At 71.7% G+C, this 14,772-nt stretch carries 13 protein-coding genes; 5 read left to right on the top strand and 8 right to left on the bottom strand.

Features of this window, described 5'->3' with window-relative positions:
• From K8Z49_RS12530 to K8Z49_RS12515, 4 genes are all read left to right on the top strand, one after another.
• Complete coding sequence (locus K8Z49_RS12530; protein ID WP_075020338.1) at nucleotides 1-2,103, top strand: hydantoinase/oxoprolinase family protein; 2,103 nt, start codon at nucleotides 1-3, stop codon at nucleotides 2,101-2,103.
• Between the two features lie 11 nt (nucleotides 2,104-2,114).
• Nucleotides 2,115-4,439, top strand: coding sequence for a hydantoinase B/oxoprolinase family protein (locus tag K8Z49_RS12525; RefSeq protein ID WP_412518862.1), 2,325 nt, complete (start codon nucleotides 2,115-2,117; stop codon nucleotides 4,437-4,439).
• A 447-nt stretch (nucleotides 4,440-4,886) separates the two neighbouring features.
• Entirely contained in the window at nucleotides 4,887-5,462 is a 576-nt protein-coding gene (locus K8Z49_RS12520; RefSeq protein ID WP_412518860.1) for a hypothetical protein, read from the top strand.
• 156 nt (nucleotides 5,463-5,618) lie between these two features.
• Nucleotides 5,619-5,828, top strand: coding sequence for a hypothetical protein (locus tag K8Z49_RS12515; protein WP_218163609.1), 210 nt, complete (start codon nucleotides 5,619-5,621; stop codon nucleotides 5,826-5,828).
• On the opposite strand, the gene K8Z49_RS12510 is transcribed toward K8Z49_RS12515, so the two are convergent.
• From K8Z49_RS12510 to K8Z49_RS12485, 6 genes are all read right to left on the bottom strand, one after another.
• A complete protein-coding gene (locus K8Z49_RS12510) occupies nucleotides 5,816-6,463 on the bottom strand; it encodes a TetR/AcrR family transcriptional regulator (protein WP_412518858.1) in 648 nt (215 codons plus the stop codon). The two genes, K8Z49_RS12515 and K8Z49_RS12510, sit on opposite strands and share 13 nt — an antisense overlap.
• 159 nt (nucleotides 6,464-6,622) lie before the next feature.
• Nucleotides 6,623-7,741 (bottom strand): sugar ABC transporter substrate-binding protein, encoded by a 1,119-nt coding sequence (locus K8Z49_RS12505; RefSeq protein ID WP_111831156.1) that lies wholly within the window; start codon nucleotides 7,739-7,741, stop codon nucleotides 6,623-6,625.
• Between the two features lie 40 nt (nucleotides 7,742-7,781).
• Nucleotides 7,782-8,858, bottom strand: coding sequence for an ABC transporter permease (locus K8Z49_RS12500; protein WP_081842846.1), 1,077 nt, complete (start codon nucleotides 8,856-8,858; stop codon nucleotides 7,782-7,784).
• A complete protein-coding gene (locus K8Z49_RS12495; RefSeq protein ID WP_021593129.1) occupies nucleotides 8,855-10,342 on the bottom strand; it encodes a sugar ABC transporter ATP-binding protein in 1,488 nt (495 codons plus the stop codon). The genes K8Z49_RS12500 and K8Z49_RS12495 overlap by 4 nt, the downstream gene beginning before the upstream one ends.
• Complete coding sequence (locus tag K8Z49_RS12490) at nucleotides 10,339-10,617, bottom strand: hypothetical protein (RefSeq protein ID WP_412518855.1); 279 nt, start codon at nucleotides 10,615-10,617, stop codon at nucleotides 10,339-10,341. Before K8Z49_RS12490 ends, K8Z49_RS12495 begins: the two co-directional genes overlap by 4 nt.
• 641 nt (nucleotides 10,618-11,258) lie before the next feature.
• The gene (locus K8Z49_RS12485) at nucleotides 11,259-12,884 is read right to left on the bottom strand and encodes an acyl-CoA dehydrogenase family protein (RefSeq protein ID WP_412518853.1); all 1,626 of its coding nucleotides are present in this window, start codon (nucleotides 12,882-12,884) and stop codon (nucleotides 11,259-11,261) included.
• A 169-nt stretch (nucleotides 12,885-13,053) separates the two neighbouring features.
• Here K8Z49_RS12485 and K8Z49_RS12480 point away from each other — a divergent pair, with 169 nt between their 5' ends.
• Nucleotides 13,054-13,767: a DUF1707 SHOCT-like domain-containing protein gene (locus K8Z49_RS12480; protein WP_021595441.1), complete on the top strand. Its 714-nt coding sequence runs from the start codon at nucleotides 13,054-13,056 to the stop codon at nucleotides 13,765-13,767.
• On the opposite strand, the gene K8Z49_RS12475 is transcribed toward K8Z49_RS12480, so the two are convergent.
• Together K8Z49_RS12475 and K8Z49_RS12470 are read right to left on the bottom strand one after the other, a co-directional pair.
• Nucleotides 13,764-13,991, bottom strand: a complete 228-nt coding sequence (locus K8Z49_RS12475; protein WP_021595442.1) for a hypothetical protein — start codon at nucleotides 13,989-13,991, stop codon at nucleotides 13,764-13,766. The two genes, K8Z49_RS12480 and K8Z49_RS12475, sit on opposite strands and share 4 nt — an antisense overlap.
• 38 nt (nucleotides 13,992-14,029) lie before the next feature.
• The gene (locus tag K8Z49_RS12470; protein ID WP_412521043.1) at nucleotides 14,030-14,764 is read right to left on the bottom strand and encodes a sirohydrochlorin chelatase; all 735 of its coding nucleotides are present in this window, start codon (nucleotides 14,762-14,764) and stop codon (nucleotides 14,030-14,032) included.
• Nucleotides 14,765-14,772: the final 8 nt, after the last annotated feature.

Here is a 14,772-nt window from a genome sequence, read left to right as displayed (position 1 = left end):
ATGGCATACGCACTGGGCGTCGATGTCGGGGGCACCTTCACCGACGCCGTCGCCTCGGACGGGGCCGGCCGGATCGTGTCGGCCAAGACTCCGACGACCCCGCCGAACCGCGAGGCCGGTGTCATGAACGCGATCGAGGGCCTCGCCGGCGAGCTCGGCATCACCGTCGCCGAACTGCTCTCGCAGACGGACTACATCGCCCACGGCACGACGGCGTCGATCAACGCCCTCGTCCAGGGGACGGTGGCAGACGTCGGGCTCATCGCCACGAAGGGCCATCGGGACGCGATCTACATCATGAACGCCGAGGGCCGCACGCTCGGCCGGTCGGCCCACGAGATCCAGGACACGCTCCGGCAGCGCAAGCCCGCGCCGCTGATCCCGAAGTACCGGGCCCTGGAGGTCACCGAGCGGATCGACCACGCCGGCAAGGTGCTGGTCCCGCTCGACGAGGACGAGGTCCGCCGGGTCGCGCGGTCCCTCGTGGAGCAGGGGGTCGAGGCGATCGCCGTCTGCCTGCTGTGGTCGTTCAAGAACGGAGCCCACGAGCAGCGCGTCCGCGAGCTGATCCACGAGATCGCGCCGGACCTGTACGTCACGCTCTCCTCGGAGGTCAGCCCGCGCATCCGCGAGTTCGCGCGGACCTCGACGACGGTCATGAACGCACAGGTGGGGCCGCGGCTCCGCACCTACCTGACCCCGCTGCAGAGGCATTTGGAGGAGGGCGGGCTCAAGGGGCCACTGCTGGTCATGCAGAGCGAGGGCGGCACCATCACCGCCGACCGGGCTCCGGAGCACGCCATCACCACGGTCGGTTCCGTGCTGTCCGGCGGGGTGATCGGCGGGATGCGCCTGGCCGGGCAGCTCGGGCACCGCAACATCATCACCACCGACGTCGGCGGCACGACCTTCCTCGCGGGACTGATCGTCGACGGGGAGCCGGTGATGGCGCCGGGGTCCATCGTGAACCAGTTCCCGATCAACGCGGCGACCATCCGCGTGCACACCATCGGATCGGGCGGCGGGGCACTCGCCTCCGTGGACGCCGGCGGCAACCTGCGCCTCGGCCCGCAGAGCGCCGAGGCCGTCCCCGGCCCCGCCTGCTACGGCAACGGCGGCACGCGGCCCACGAACACCGACGCCAACCTGGTCCTCGGCATCCTGAGCGAGCGCGGCCTGCTCGGCGGACGCCAACCGCTCCGGTCCGACCTGGCGCGGGAGGCCATCCGCGAGCATGTGGCCGAGCCGCTCGGCCTGACGGTCGAAGAGGCGGCCATCGCCATCCACGAGGTCCAGAACGCGCAGGCGGGGGACCTCCTGCGTCGGGCCGTCGTGCAGGCCGGCCACGACCCCCGGGACTTCGTCGCCTACGCCTTCGGCGGCGCCGGACCCGCCCACTGCGCCGGCTACTGCCGGGACCTCGGGGTGAGCGAGGTCGTCGTGCCGCTCGGTCCCGTCGCGTCCGCCTTCTCGGCGTTCGGGCTCGCGGCGTCGGACGTCGCGCTGAGCGCGGAGCTCTCCGATCCCTCCCCCTTCCCCGTCGACCGGACGGTGCTCGGGGCGCACTACTCCCGGCTGGAGGCCGAACTGCGGGGCGCGCTCGACCGGCAGGAGGTGAAGTTCCACGACGTGACGCTGCAGCGCGAGGTCGACCTGCGCTACTCGATGCAGGTCACCGAGCTCGCGACGCCCGTCCCGGACGCGGAGTTCTCCGAGCGCACCGGCGAGGAGATCCTCCAGCGCTTCGAGGAGCAGTACGAGCGCATCAACGGCAGCGGTGCCGGCTACCGCGAGGCGGGCGTGCAAGCGATCACCTACCGCGTGCGGGCCAAGGCGGGCCTCGGCTTCCCGGTCGTGCTGCCCGAGGTTCCGGAGTCCGACGGACCGGACCCCGCGGCGGCCCTGCTCGGGGAGCGCTCCGTCTGCCTCGACTCGCAGATCGGCTTCGAGACGACCCCCGTCTACGACTACGCCCGGCTGCGCGCGGGCCATGAGCTCGTCGGACCGGCGATCGTCGAGGTGCCGACCACGGTGGTCGTGGTCCCCGCCGGGGTCACCGGCCGCGTCGACCGCCTCGGCAACCTCGTGCTGAGCTACCAGTGAGGACGGCTTCCATGACATCCACGATCCCCGGGGCGGACGAGTTCACCAGCAGGCCCCTTCCCCGTGCGGAACTGCTGCGCCAGATCTCCCCCGCGCTGCCGCTGCACGACGTCGACGACGACCGGGCGGACCGGGTCGACGCCCTGACCTACGAGGTCGTCCGGCACCGGCTCTGGGCGATCACCCAGGAGATGGGGGAGACGCTGCGGCGGATGTCGGGCTCGCACGTCGTCACCGAGTCCAACGACTTCAACTTCTCCATCTGCGACGAGCTCGGCGAGCAGGTCCAGGTCGGCACCTACAACATCGGCCTGATCGGCTCCATGGACCTGGCCATCACGTGGACGTTGCGCAACCGCGGCGACAACCCCGGGATCGGCGAGGGCGACATGTTCCTGTGCAACGACCCGTGGATCGGCGGCGGACTGCACCAGAACGACGCCGCGATCCTGGCGCCGATCTTCCATGACGGCAGGCTGTTCGGCTGGACGACGGCCATCGCGCACCAGGTCGACCTGGGCGGACCGCGCCCGGGCTCCTTCAGCCCGTCGGCTCGGGACGTGTTCGGCGAGGCGCTCCCGACGCCGCCGATGAAGGTCGTCCGGGACGGGGTGCTGCAGCGGGACGTCGCCGACGCCTGGGTCCGGCGCTCGCGGCTCCCGCACCTGGTGGGGCTCGACCTGCGGGCCAAGATCGCAGCGAACAAGAACGCGGCCGAGCAGATCCTCCGGCTCATCGCCAAGTACGGCGCGGACACCGTCAAGATCGTGATGCGCCGGATGATGGACGACGCCGAGCGCCGGCTGCGGGCCAAGCTCGCCACCCTGCCGGACGGGACCTGGACCGCGGTCGGCTACCAGGAGCAGTCGCGGACCGGCGACCGCGACCTGCACCCGATCAAGGTCGCGATGACCAAGGAGGACGACCGGCTCGTCTTCGACTTCCGCGGAACCGCCGGGCAGACCGGCGTCATCAACTGCCCCTACCCGGGACTGCGCGCCGGGATCGTCTTCACGATGCTGCCCCTGCTGGCCGGGGACATCCCGTGGGCCGCCGGCGGGCTGATGCGCTGCTTCGAGATCGTCACCGACGAGGACACCATCACCAACGCGTCCTTCCCGGCCGCGGTCGGGAAGGGGCCCTTCGGCCCCGCGTGGGGATCGGGCAACCTCGTCGCCGAGGTACTCGCCAAGATGCTCGACGCCGAACCCGGCCACCGCGGTGACGTGCAGTCGATCTGCAACGGCACCACCGACCTGTGCGTGGTGTCCGGGGTGGACGTCCGAGGCGGTGGGAGCAAGGGCTTCGTGTCGCCCGTCTTCGACGTCATGGCCGGCGGATACGGTGCGCAGGTGTACCACGACGGTGTCGACACCGGCGGCCGGCTCATCATCCCCTCGGCGCGGGCACCTGACGTCGAGATGACCGAGTACCTCTACCCTCTCGTGGCCCTGTGGCGCCGCGAGCAGACCGACTCCGGCGGGCCGGGCCGGCAGCGGGGCGGGATGAGCGGCTCGGTCTGCTACGTGCAGCACCCGGACCAGAAGGGGACGATGCACCTGGTGGTCTCCGGAACCGGCAAGGTCGCCAACCAGAACGTCGGCCTGGCCGGCGGCTATCCGGGCAACTCCCAGCTCGACCTGGTGGTGCGCGGCATCGACGTGCCGCAGCTCGCCGGTGCGTCCGCCATCCCCGCCGATCTGGACGAACTCGGCGGCGAGAGCGAGGTGCTCCCCTGCGAGGGGGAGTCGGCCTTCGACCCCGGCGACGCGCTCTACCTGCACTGGCAGGCGGGCGGCGGGTACGGAGACCCCATGCTCCGCCCGGCCGGGAACGTGCGCGACGACGTCCGGCAGGCCCGGGTCTCGGCAGCGGCCGCGCGGGACGTCTACGGCGTCGTCTTCAGGGAGGACGGTGAGGTGGACGTGACCGCGACCGACGAGGCGCGCCGGAAGATCCGGCACCGGCGCGCGTCCGGTGCCGGACTGCCGGGCGCGGAGCCCGAGCCGATCGGCACCCTGGATCTGGCGGGGATGCGCCGGCTCGACGACAACCTCGCCGTCCTGGAGACGGCGGAGGGCGGGGTGGTCGTGTGCGTCCACTGCGGCACCCGGATCGGGCCGCTGGCCCGCGGCGCGTTCGTCGCGGCCCTGGCGCGCCGCGACGCGCACCCGACCGAAGCGGGCCCGCACATCTGGCACGACCCGTCGGAGTACGTCGATGCGGAGGTGGTCTTCCGGCAGCTCTTCTGCCCGGGCTGCCTGACCGCGGTCAACTCCCGCGTCGTCCCCGCCGACCATCCGCTCCCCCACGACGAGTACCGGAACTGGGCCTGACCCAGGACCGCGGCGCGCCGTCCCGCCGAATGATCTTTCAAGAACGGAGGTTCTCGCTGATCGACCGGCGATGTCGCCGCCTCCGCTCGGCGGCGCGCCCGGATGCGGATGGTCGGGGCCGGAGAATTCGGAGGCGGTGTTCAGGAACGCGCATCCCCGGAACCCGGGGGACCGGATGTCCCGCGCGATGGGCTCGCTGAGGGCCCGGACGGTGCCGGCCGCCGGCAGCCCGCGGGAGACGGCGTCGTCCGCCTGAGCGCGCGTGGCCCGGTCGACCTCGCTCAGATAGGCGAGGACGAGGTCCTCCTTGCCGGGGAAGTAGCGGCCCGCGTCACCTGCGCCCCGGCGACGATCCGGTCGATCCCGACCGAGTGGATCCCTCCGTACCGACGCTGCCGTGCAATAGACAGAACGTTCGTTTTACCTCCTTGGTCGAAAGGGACCACTGTGACCACCATCGCTTCGAACAGCATCGCCGGGACTGCTTTCAGCCTGCGGCGGCTGTACTTCGCCCGCTTCGGGTTCGCCGTCGTCTGGGCCCTCGTGATGTTCACGACCGCCTCGGATCTGGGTCCGCTCGCGGTCACCCTGCTCGTGCTGTATCCGCTGTTCGACGCGGCCGCCGCCATCGTCGACGCCCGCGCGGCGCGCCGCACCGGCTCGCCCGTGCTGCTGTACGTGAACATCGCGGTCAGCCTGCTCACCGCGGTCGGCGTGGCCGCCGCCTGCGCGTCCGGCATCCCGGCGGTCCTGCGCGTGTGGGGCGCCTGGGCGGTCGTGGCCGGGCTGGTCCAGCTGATCGTGGGCGTCACCCGCCGCACGATGGGCGGCCAGTGGCCGATGATCATCAGCGGTGCCGTCTCCGTGCTCGCCGGCGGCTCGTTCATCGTCGGTGCCTCCGCGGATGACCCGACGCTGACCAACGCGGCCGGTTACGCCATTCCCGGCGGCATCTTCTTCCTGATCTCGGCGATCCGTCTCGGCCGGGCCGCGAACGGGGGCCGGCACAGCGTCAACCCCTGAACGGCCGAGGATCCGGAACCGCTGCCGGGCGGGCAGGCCATGACCCCGTGCGTGAACGGGCCGTCCACGCCGTCCTCGGCGGGATCGGTGACGGACGCCTGGTGCCTGGCTCACGGTCGATGACACCCTGCGGGTCGTCGGGGAGGACGGGCACCGATCGGCGACGGGTGGCTGTACGCCGCCGGTGAGGACCGGAAGGTCATCGTCGGTTTCACGCTCGCCGGTCCCGAGGTCGCCGAACTGCTACAGGCGGCGACGATCGCGGTCGTCGGCGGGATCCCGCTGGACCGGCTGTGGCGCGCTGTTGCGGCCTACCCCACCGTCAGCGAGGTGTGGCTCCGGCTGCTTGAGGCCTACGGCCGCTGACCGGCTCCGGCGGAGCCGCGCTGCTCCGCAAGACCGCGGACCAGGGCGATGAACGGTGCGACCTGCGAACTGTAGGTCAGACCGTCGAGGCTGTTGGTCGCAGACAGGCCGTCCGTCAGGGCCCGCCCGAGCACGGCCAGTTGTTCGACGAGGGCCTCGTCGTCCTTGCCGCCATCCGGCGCGAAGATGGGCGCGAGCGCTTCCACCCAGGAAAGGTGAGCGTAGTCGCGGATGCGGCGCACGGTCTCCTGCACCGCCGCGGCGTCCTTGTGCGGGCCCACGCTGATGACAAGCAGGAGGCGAAGGTAGTCGGGCCTCTCGTCGAGGGACCTGCACGCCGCCGTGAACCATGCTTCGAGCCGTTCGAGCGGCGCGAGGTGGTCGAACGACGACGGGCTGGGGAACAGGGCGTGCAACTCCTCGAATGTGCGTTCGAGGAGAGACGCCAGAACGCCGAGCTTGTTTCCGAAGTGGTAGTAGATCGAGCTGGGCGGGAGCCCGGTCTGCGCGCACAGATCCGAAATGGCCATGCCGTCGTACCCTTTTTCGGCGATGAGGGCCCGCGCCGCGTTCAGGACGGCCGCGCGGCTGTTCTCACCGACGGTGGCCGTCGCAGAGCGGGATCCCCTCACCATGCGGCCATGATAGGGCCGCCCCGTCACCACTGCCTACCGAGCTGATCGAGTGGTGCGCGCACTCCAGAGGCCGCTGGCACGGGAAGGGCGGCCTCCGCAGCGGGACCTTGCCGGGTGGCCGGGCCGACCGTGGAAGGCCGTCCTCCGGTCGGGGTCACCCTATTTGCCCCACAGTGCCGTGAATCGACGTGCGGTGTCCGGATACGCGGCGAAGCCGCGCGCAGGATCGAAGGTGACGTCCTCCGGGCGGAGGAATTGCTGCCCCAGCGCCTCGCCATTGAGCACGTTCTGCTGGAGCTTCTGCTTGATGATGAGGCGGGCGGCGGTGTCGATGGCCGTCCAGGCCAGGGTGTTGAGGTCCGCTCCCAACTCCACGGTCGTCTGCTTGTCCTTCAGATATTGCAGGTTGGTCGGCAGCGGGTTGGCGCCGACGATCTGAGTGTTCTGCAGATTCGCGACCTTGAGGCGGGCGGGCAGGCCGGTGGCGGCCGCCGACGACTGGAAGACGATCGCGTCGGTGTCCGGATTCGCCCGCAGGTCACTCACGATGCGTTCGGGGGCCTTGTTGCCGACCTCGGCGATCGGGATTTGCACGACCCGGGCGGTGCAGGCTGGACACAGCTCTTTGAGCTCGGTCTCGAAGCCGCGCCGGACGGCGGTTCCATAGGCGAGCTCGTTGTGCACGTACAGCACCGCGTGGACCGCCTTGTCGTTGTTGGCGACCAGATAGGCGGCCTGAAGCCGGCCCTGCTTTTCGAACGCCGCTGCACCGTTCGGCTGGATCAGCCCGGAATCGGGTCCGGCGACCGTGCCCAGGGAGACCACCGGGACACCGGCGGCCACGAGCTGCTTGCGCTGGTTGTCCCAGAGCGCCGGGTCGATGGCGGTGTTGATGACCGCGGCGGGACGTTGCTGGACGACCGTGCTGAAGGCGCTCTGCACACCGCTGGCCGACGTGCCCGCACGGACGGCGTACAGCGTGACGCCGAGTTCCTTGGCCGCGGGCTGCATCAACTTGTACATCAGCGACACCAGGGCATTGCCGTTGTCGACGTACGCGATGCGAGTGCCGGCCGGGACCGGCGCGGCGAGCTTTTCGGTGATGGGGAACTCGCTCGGCTTACCGATGAGCGGCGTGACGATGGCCTGTGCCTTCTGCCGCGCACTGTCTGGAATGGCGGCGGACGCGTTGGTGCCGCTGCCGCCGCAGCCGGTCAGGAATGTGAAAGCCGCCAGCATGGCCGTGCTGCCGCCGAATGCGAGCATACGTGGTCTCATGGTTGTTCCTTCGTTTCGGAGGAGGGGTGGAAGAGGGATGTCAGCCGGCTGCGGGCGTGCGGGATTTCCGCGTACGGTCGGCGGATTTCCGCAGCCTGGTGACCGCGACCGCGAGAAGCAGCGCGACACCGTTGAAGAGTTCGGGGATCCAGACCGGCGCGCCGGCCAGCTGGAGCCCTTTGACGCCGGTCGCGAGGACGTACACCGCGACCACTGTGCCGAGCACGTTGAAGCGGCCGTTGCGGAACTGCGTGGAACCGAGGAAAGCGGCCGCGAACGCCGGCAGCATGTAGCCGGGGCCGACCGTGGGGTCGCCGGTCGCCAGTGACGAGCTGAGCAGGACACCGGCGACGGCGGCGAGCAACGAGCCGGCGACCATGCTGAGGATGACCACCATGTCGGTGCGCACGCCGGCCAGCCGCGCCGCGTTGGCGTTGCCCCCGGTCGCGTGGACGGCGCGGCCGAGGTGTGTGTTGTCGAGGACGTACCAGACGGCGACGGCGAGCACGACCATCAGGTAGACCGCCGTCGAGATCCCGAAGACCTCATGAGTGGCGACCTTCTGGAAGTCACTGCCGAGGTCGGTGATCTGGGCGTCGTGCGAGATCCAGGAGATCGCCGCCAGGATGACCGAGCTCATGCCGAGCGTGGTGATGAACGAGCTGATCTTCGCCTTGACGATGAGCAGGCCGTTGATCAGGCCCACGCCCGCGCCGACCAGCAGGGTGCCGCCGACGGACGCCCAGAGCCCGAGGTCCTGGAACGCCAGCAGCCACGCGACGATGATGGCGCCGAGGCCCAGCTGCGACCCGATCGAGAGATCGAAGGCCCCCGCCGCGAGCGGGATGACGAGCCCGATCGCCAGGATCGCGGTCAGCGCCTGGTCGGTGAGGATGACCCGGACGGTCTCCAGCGTCGGGAAGGTGTCCGGCGTCAGGATCGAGAACAGCACCACCATCGCGGCGAAGATGTAGATCGCGCTGATGTTGCGGAACGCGAGGGTGCGCCGCAGATCACGCCATACGCGGTGGGGTGCCGGGGGACTGGTGACGGACATGCGCTCGCGCTCTCCTGTGCTCGTTCCGGTCGGTTCCGGGGTGATGCGTACGCCGCTCATGCGCGCACGCTCGCGGTGAGGATCCGGGCCTCCGTGAGCTCGTCCCCGGCGAGCTCCTCGCCGACCACTCCGTCGTCCAGGACCAGGACGCGGTCGCACAACTCCGCGAGCTCCTTGGCCTCTGAGGAGGCGACGAGCACGCCCGTGCCCGCAGCGGCCGTCTCGGCGATCAGCTGGTGGATGACCGATTTGGCGCCGACGTCCACGCCCTGGGTCGGCTCCTCCAGGAGCAGCAGCCGCGGTCGCGTCCGCAGCCACTTGGCCAGGACGACCTTCTGCTGGTTGCCGCCGCTGAACCGGGACAGCTCCATCGTGGGCACCGCCGGGACCACACCACAGGTGGAGAACCACGTCGCCGCCTCGCGGGCTTCGTGTCCCTTCCGCAGGCGACTCCACCGGCTCTCCGCCCCGGGTACCCGCACGGTCATCAGGTTCTCCGTGGCGGTCATGGTCATCACGGCGCCGTCCTGGTGCCGATCTCCCGGCACGAAGGCCGCGCCGCGGCGGACGGCCTCCCGCAGGTCGCCGGGGTCCAGGGGGTGATCGGCCAGCTCGACCGTGCCGGCGCTGCGCCGCCGGCCGCCGAAGATCGTGGCGCAGACCTCGTCCCGCCCGGACCCGAGGATGCCCGCCACGCCGACGATCTCGCCGGCGTGCACGGTGACGTCGAGGTCGACGATCGATCGGCCCGCAAGGCCGCGTACACGCAGCACCGGCTTCCCGTGTCCGGTGTCCCGGCGCCCCAGGGCGTCGAGGGATCCGCCCGCGACCAGCTCCACCAGTCCCGCATAGTCGACCTCTGCGCGGGGCAGGTTGCCGACGATCCGCCCGTTCCGCAGTGCCAGGACGGTGTCCGCGACGCCCAGCACCTCGTCCAGCCGATGCGAGATGAAGAGCACACCGGCCCCGCGCTCGGCCACCCGGCGGACGACCGCCATCAGCCGGTCGACCTCCGCGCCGTGCAGCGCGGCCGTGGGCTCGTCGAGCACCAGCAGCATGTTCTGGTCCTGGTGCCAGCCGCGCAGGGCGCGGGCGATGGCGACGATCGTCCGTTCCGCCGGTGAAAGCTCCCGGACTTCGGCGTCGACGTCGATGTCGATGCCGAACCGTGCGGTGAGTTCGCGGGCCACCCGTCGCTCGGCCGCCCTGCGCAACGGCAGCCACGGTGCCCGGTCGCGTCCGCCGCCGAGCCCCAGGTTCTCCAGGGTCGACATCGTCTCGACCAGGCCGAGGTCCTGGTGGATGAACCGCAGCTCGGTGGGCGGCCCCGGCTCGCCGTGGGGGTCGATCGTGCCGCTGTCCGCGGTGTGGAAACCGGCCATGATCTTGACCAGCGTGGACTTGCCGGACCCGTTGTGCCCGACCACCGCCAGCACCTCGCCGGCGTGGATCGTCAGGCCCACGCCGTCCAGCGCGCGGGTGGCACCGAAGGACTTGGTCAGCCCCTCGATTCGCAGGAGCACCCGGCTCTGCCCGGCCGTCATGCGAACGACCGGACGACTCGGGCGACCACCGGGTGATCGACCGGCGCGACGCGGGAGTGGGCGGCGGTCAGGCAGGCCGGGCAGAACAGGCGGAAGAAGACGGTCTCGGCGTCGGTGCCGGCCGGCGGATCCATCCATACCGGAGTGCCCGCCTTCTCGACGGGCGCATCCCGGCGGGACTGCGACCAGGTTCCGTCCGCGAACGGCCCGACCATCGCGCCGCAGTGACCGCCGCCGACCGAGGCGCCGGTTGCTGTGCCACTTACATCGGTCACTGGTGTATATGCCATTGGTTCTTCTCCTGTTGCCCTCAGAGCGCCGCTCGCTTTCGGGAGGCGGGAAGCGAGGCGCCGGCCGATCAGGGCGCCTGGGGGCGGGGCCGAGGACGGCACCGGGCGGGTGCCGCCGGCTCCCGGCCAGGCGATGTGCTGGTCGAGACGGACGAGAGTGAGGTCGGCCGGAAGCGTTCCGGCCACTGTCACGGCAGGTCGAGCACGGCGAGGGGTGCGCCGAGCCCGGTCACGGCCCGCCATGGGTTCTTCTGTATGTAGCGTTCGCTACATTACCCGGCGGAGTGACCGCTGTCACTAGTGGATCCGTCGCGGATTTGGCCACGATGAAGCTCACAGGCCTGACCGTCGGCTTTGGGCTCAGCCGGGGAAGATGAGCGGACCGCCGCTTGAGGCCGGGTTCCGGCACCTGCGGAACGCTGCGGGGCGCCGCCGCGCTTGCCCTGCCGTCACCACCATGACAACGGCATCCGCCCCCGCTCGCAGGCCGGATGGACCTTGGCCGACAACCCGCCGCGGGAGCCTGCCGGCGCGGGAGCGTCCCGCCGGGCGGTTCGCGCCGCTGGCCGCCATGCTTGCGTGCTCCAGCGGCGTGCTGGTGGGGCCCGCATGATCGTGGAGTCGCTTCAGCCGAGTTTTGGGGTGGTGCGGGCGATGATCGGGGCGAGGTCCAGGCCTGGGGGGAGGGTGCCGAAGGCGGTGCCCCAGTCGCCTGCGAGGCGGGTGGCGCAGAAGGCGTCCGCGACGGCCGGGTGGCCGTGTCGCACCAGCAGGGACCCTTGCAGTGTCAGTGCCAGGCGTTCGACGACGCGGCGGGCGCGGAGTTCGATGGTCGCCAGGTCGCCGAGGGAGGTCTTGACCTCGCGGACGGCGGCGTCCAGCCGTCGGTCGGCGCCCGCGGCGCGCTCGATCTCGTCGAAGAGCGCCTCAACGGTCTGCGGCTCCTTGGCCATCGCCCGCAACACGTCCAGCGCCGCGACGTTGCCGGAGCCCTCCCAGATGGAGTTGAGGGGGCTCTCGCGGAACAGGCGCGGCATGCCGGACTCCTCGACATAGCCGTTGCCGCCCAGACACTCCAAGGCCTCCGCGGCGTGGGCGGGCCAGCGCTTGGTGATCCAGTACTTGCTGATGGCCAGGCCGAGGCGCTTGAGGGCGGTCTCGGCCGCGTCCCCGCGCACTGAGCGGTCAGTGGCGCCCGCGAGGCGCAGCATCGTGATGGTGGCGGCCTCGGACTCGATCGCGAGGTCGGCGAGGACGTTGCGCATCAGCGGCTGGTCGATCAGGTAGCCGCCGAACGCCTTGCGGTGCGCGGCGTGGTGCGCCGCGGACGTGACGCCGTGCCGCATTCCGGACGCCGCGCCGATCACGCAGTCGAGCCGGGTCATGTTGACCATCTCGATGATGGTGCGGACCCCGCGACCCTCGTCGCCGACCCGCCAGGCGACCGCGTTCTCGTACTCCACCTCCGAGGACGCGTTCGACCTGTTGCCGAGCTTGTCCTTCAGGCGCATCAGCCGGAGGGGGTTCAGCGTGCCGTCCGGCAGGACGCGGGGGACGAGGAAGCACGTCAGGCCGCCGGGCGCCTGCGCGAGCGTGAGGAACACGTCGCACATCGGGGCGCTGGTGAACCATTTGTGGCCGACGAGCCGATAGGTTCCGTCCGGCTGCGGGGCGGCATGCGTGGTGTTGGCGCGGACGTCGGAGCCGCCCTGCTTCTCGGTCATGGACATGCCGGCCAGCAGCGCGTTCTTGGTGAGCGGGGCGCGGAGCCCGAAGTCGTACTCCGGCTTGACCAGGAGCGGTTCGTACTGCGCGGCGAGCTCGGGGGACTGCCGCAGGGCGGGGACGGCCGCGTACGTCATCGAGATGGGGCAGCCGTGCCCGGCGTCCACCCGCCAGGTGTAGAACTTCGCGGCGCGGGCGACGTGCGCGCCCTCGCGGGAGTCGGCCCAGGCGGAGCCGTGCAGGCCGTGCGTCACCGCCACGGCCATCAGCTCGTGCCACGCCGGGTGGAACTCGACCTCGTCGATCCGGTGCCCGTAGCGGTCATGGGTGCGCAGGACGGGCGGGTGCTCGTTCGCGAGCCGCCCCCGTTCCTGCGCCCGCTCGGTGCCCGCCAGCCGGCCGAGCGCCCGCACCTCGGCCTCGGCCCAGCCGCCGCCCTCGCGCGCCAGGCCGTCCAGCAGGACCGCGTCGTCGGCCACGTCGTGCCCGGCGAGCGGCGGAACCTGGTTGAAGACCTCGTGCGTCACCCTGCCGCTCCCTGTCACCCGACGTTCAACCGCAGGATACAGAACCGTGTTCGGGCAAGAAACGATCATGCCTCCGGGGAGGTCGGGAGGTCCATCCTCCTCAAGGGGTGGGGCGATCTCGTTCCCGCGGCGGATTGTCCGGCGGCGCCAGGGGCATACCTTCGGAACCATGAGTCAGTCCAGTCCGCACCCCGAGCGGCCCTGCCCGAGCCGCCCGCTGGACCGGCGGCAGGACGCTCCCGAGCCCTCCGAGCACCTGGACGCCACCGGCGCGCCCGGTGCCGCGCCCGACGCGATCCGCGCGTCCGACGCCGAGCGGGAGGCCGTCGTGGAGCGGCTGCGGATCGCCTCCGTCGAGGGACGGCTCACCTTCGAGGAACTGACCGAGCGCAGCGAGGCCGCCTACGCGGCCGTCACCCGCGGCGAGCTGGAGCACATCACCGCCGACCTGCCCGGCCTGGGGGCGCCCGGCGCCTGCCCCGCGCCCGTCCAGGTCAAGCGCCGCTTCAGCGCCGTCATGGGCGACTGCAAGGAGCGCATCGTCGGCCGCATCGACGGCCCGCTGGAGGCGGTGTCGGTGATGGGCGACGTCGAGCTCGACCTGCGCGGCGCCCAGGTCCCGAGCGGCGAGGTGCACATCTCCGCGACCGCCGTGATGGGCGACGTGAAGATCATCGTCCCGGACGGCGTCAGCGTCGAGCTCAGCGGCCACAACTTCCTGGGCGACCGCAAGGTGGCCGTCCGGGAGCCGCACCCCGGCGCCCGCGTCCCGGTCGTCAAGGTCACCGCGCACGCCGTGATGGGCGATGTCAAGATCGTCGACGACGAGCACCACGCCCCGCTGCGGCGCGCCATCACCACCTGGTGGAAGGACCGCCACTAGCCCGGCGATCGGCGGGAGTCGTCGTGTCGCTCGGCCTTGCGCACGCCCTCCTCGTCCGGCGGGAGGGTGTCGGGGTGCTCGGTCTCCACGCCCGGCGTACCGGTGCCGCTGGTCTCCTCCCCGTCCGGGACGGTGCGGCCGCGGGCGTCGGAGCGCCGGTTCACGGGGGCGAACTCGCGGTCGTGCGTCTCGCCGGGCTCGTGGCCGGGATCATCGCGTTCCATGGCACCCCGCATACCCGGGCATGCGGGGCCCGAACGTCTCAGACGGCCATGGCGGCGCGGACGGCCCGCAATGCCTCGGCGTAGCGGTGCACGACGAGATCGGCGACCTCGGGGGCCGCGCCGAGCACGGGGGAGACCACGTCCGCGCCGGCGGTCAGGGTCTCCTCGCGGACCTTGTCGGCGAAGAAGCCCGGCGCCAGGAAGTAGGACGCCACGGCCACCCGCGGCGCGCCCGCGTCGCGCAGCGCCGCGACCGCCTCGCCCGGCTTCGGGCCGGCCGCCGACGCGTACGCGGGCACCACGTCGCGCCACCCGCGCGCCCGCCAGCCGCGGGCCAGGCCCGCGATCGTGGCGTTGGCGGACGCGTCGCTGGAGCCCGCCGAGACGAGCACGACGGCCGTGTCCGGATCGCCGGGCTCGACGCCGGCGTCGCGCAGGCGGCGCTCCAGGGCGTCCATCAGCAGCGGGTGGGGGCCGAGGGTGCCGGCCGTCCGCAGGCGCAGCCTCGGATGCAGGCCGCGCACCCGGTTCAGCACGCCCGGGATGTCGGTCTTGCTGTGGTAGGCGGCGGTGAGGAGCAGCGGCAGCACGACCGCGCCGGGCGCGCCGTCCCGGGCCAGGCCGTCCAGCACCCGGTCGGGCGCGGGCGGCGCGTGGTCCAGGAACGAGGCGTGCACGGGCACGTCCGGGCGGCGCGCCCGGACGGCGCCGAGCAGCTCGGTGACGGTGGCGGCGGCGCGGGGATCCCTGCTCCCGTGCGCCACCGCGACCATGGGGACGC

Origin of the sequence: Actinomadura madurae, from assembly GCF_047130825.1 — a bacterium.
In the GTDB taxonomy this organism is placed as follows: domain Bacteria; phylum Actinomycetota; class Actinomycetes; order Streptosporangiales; family Streptosporangiaceae; genus Spirillospora; species Spirillospora madurae.
This window is presented reverse-complemented; position numbering and strand designations above follow the sequence as displayed.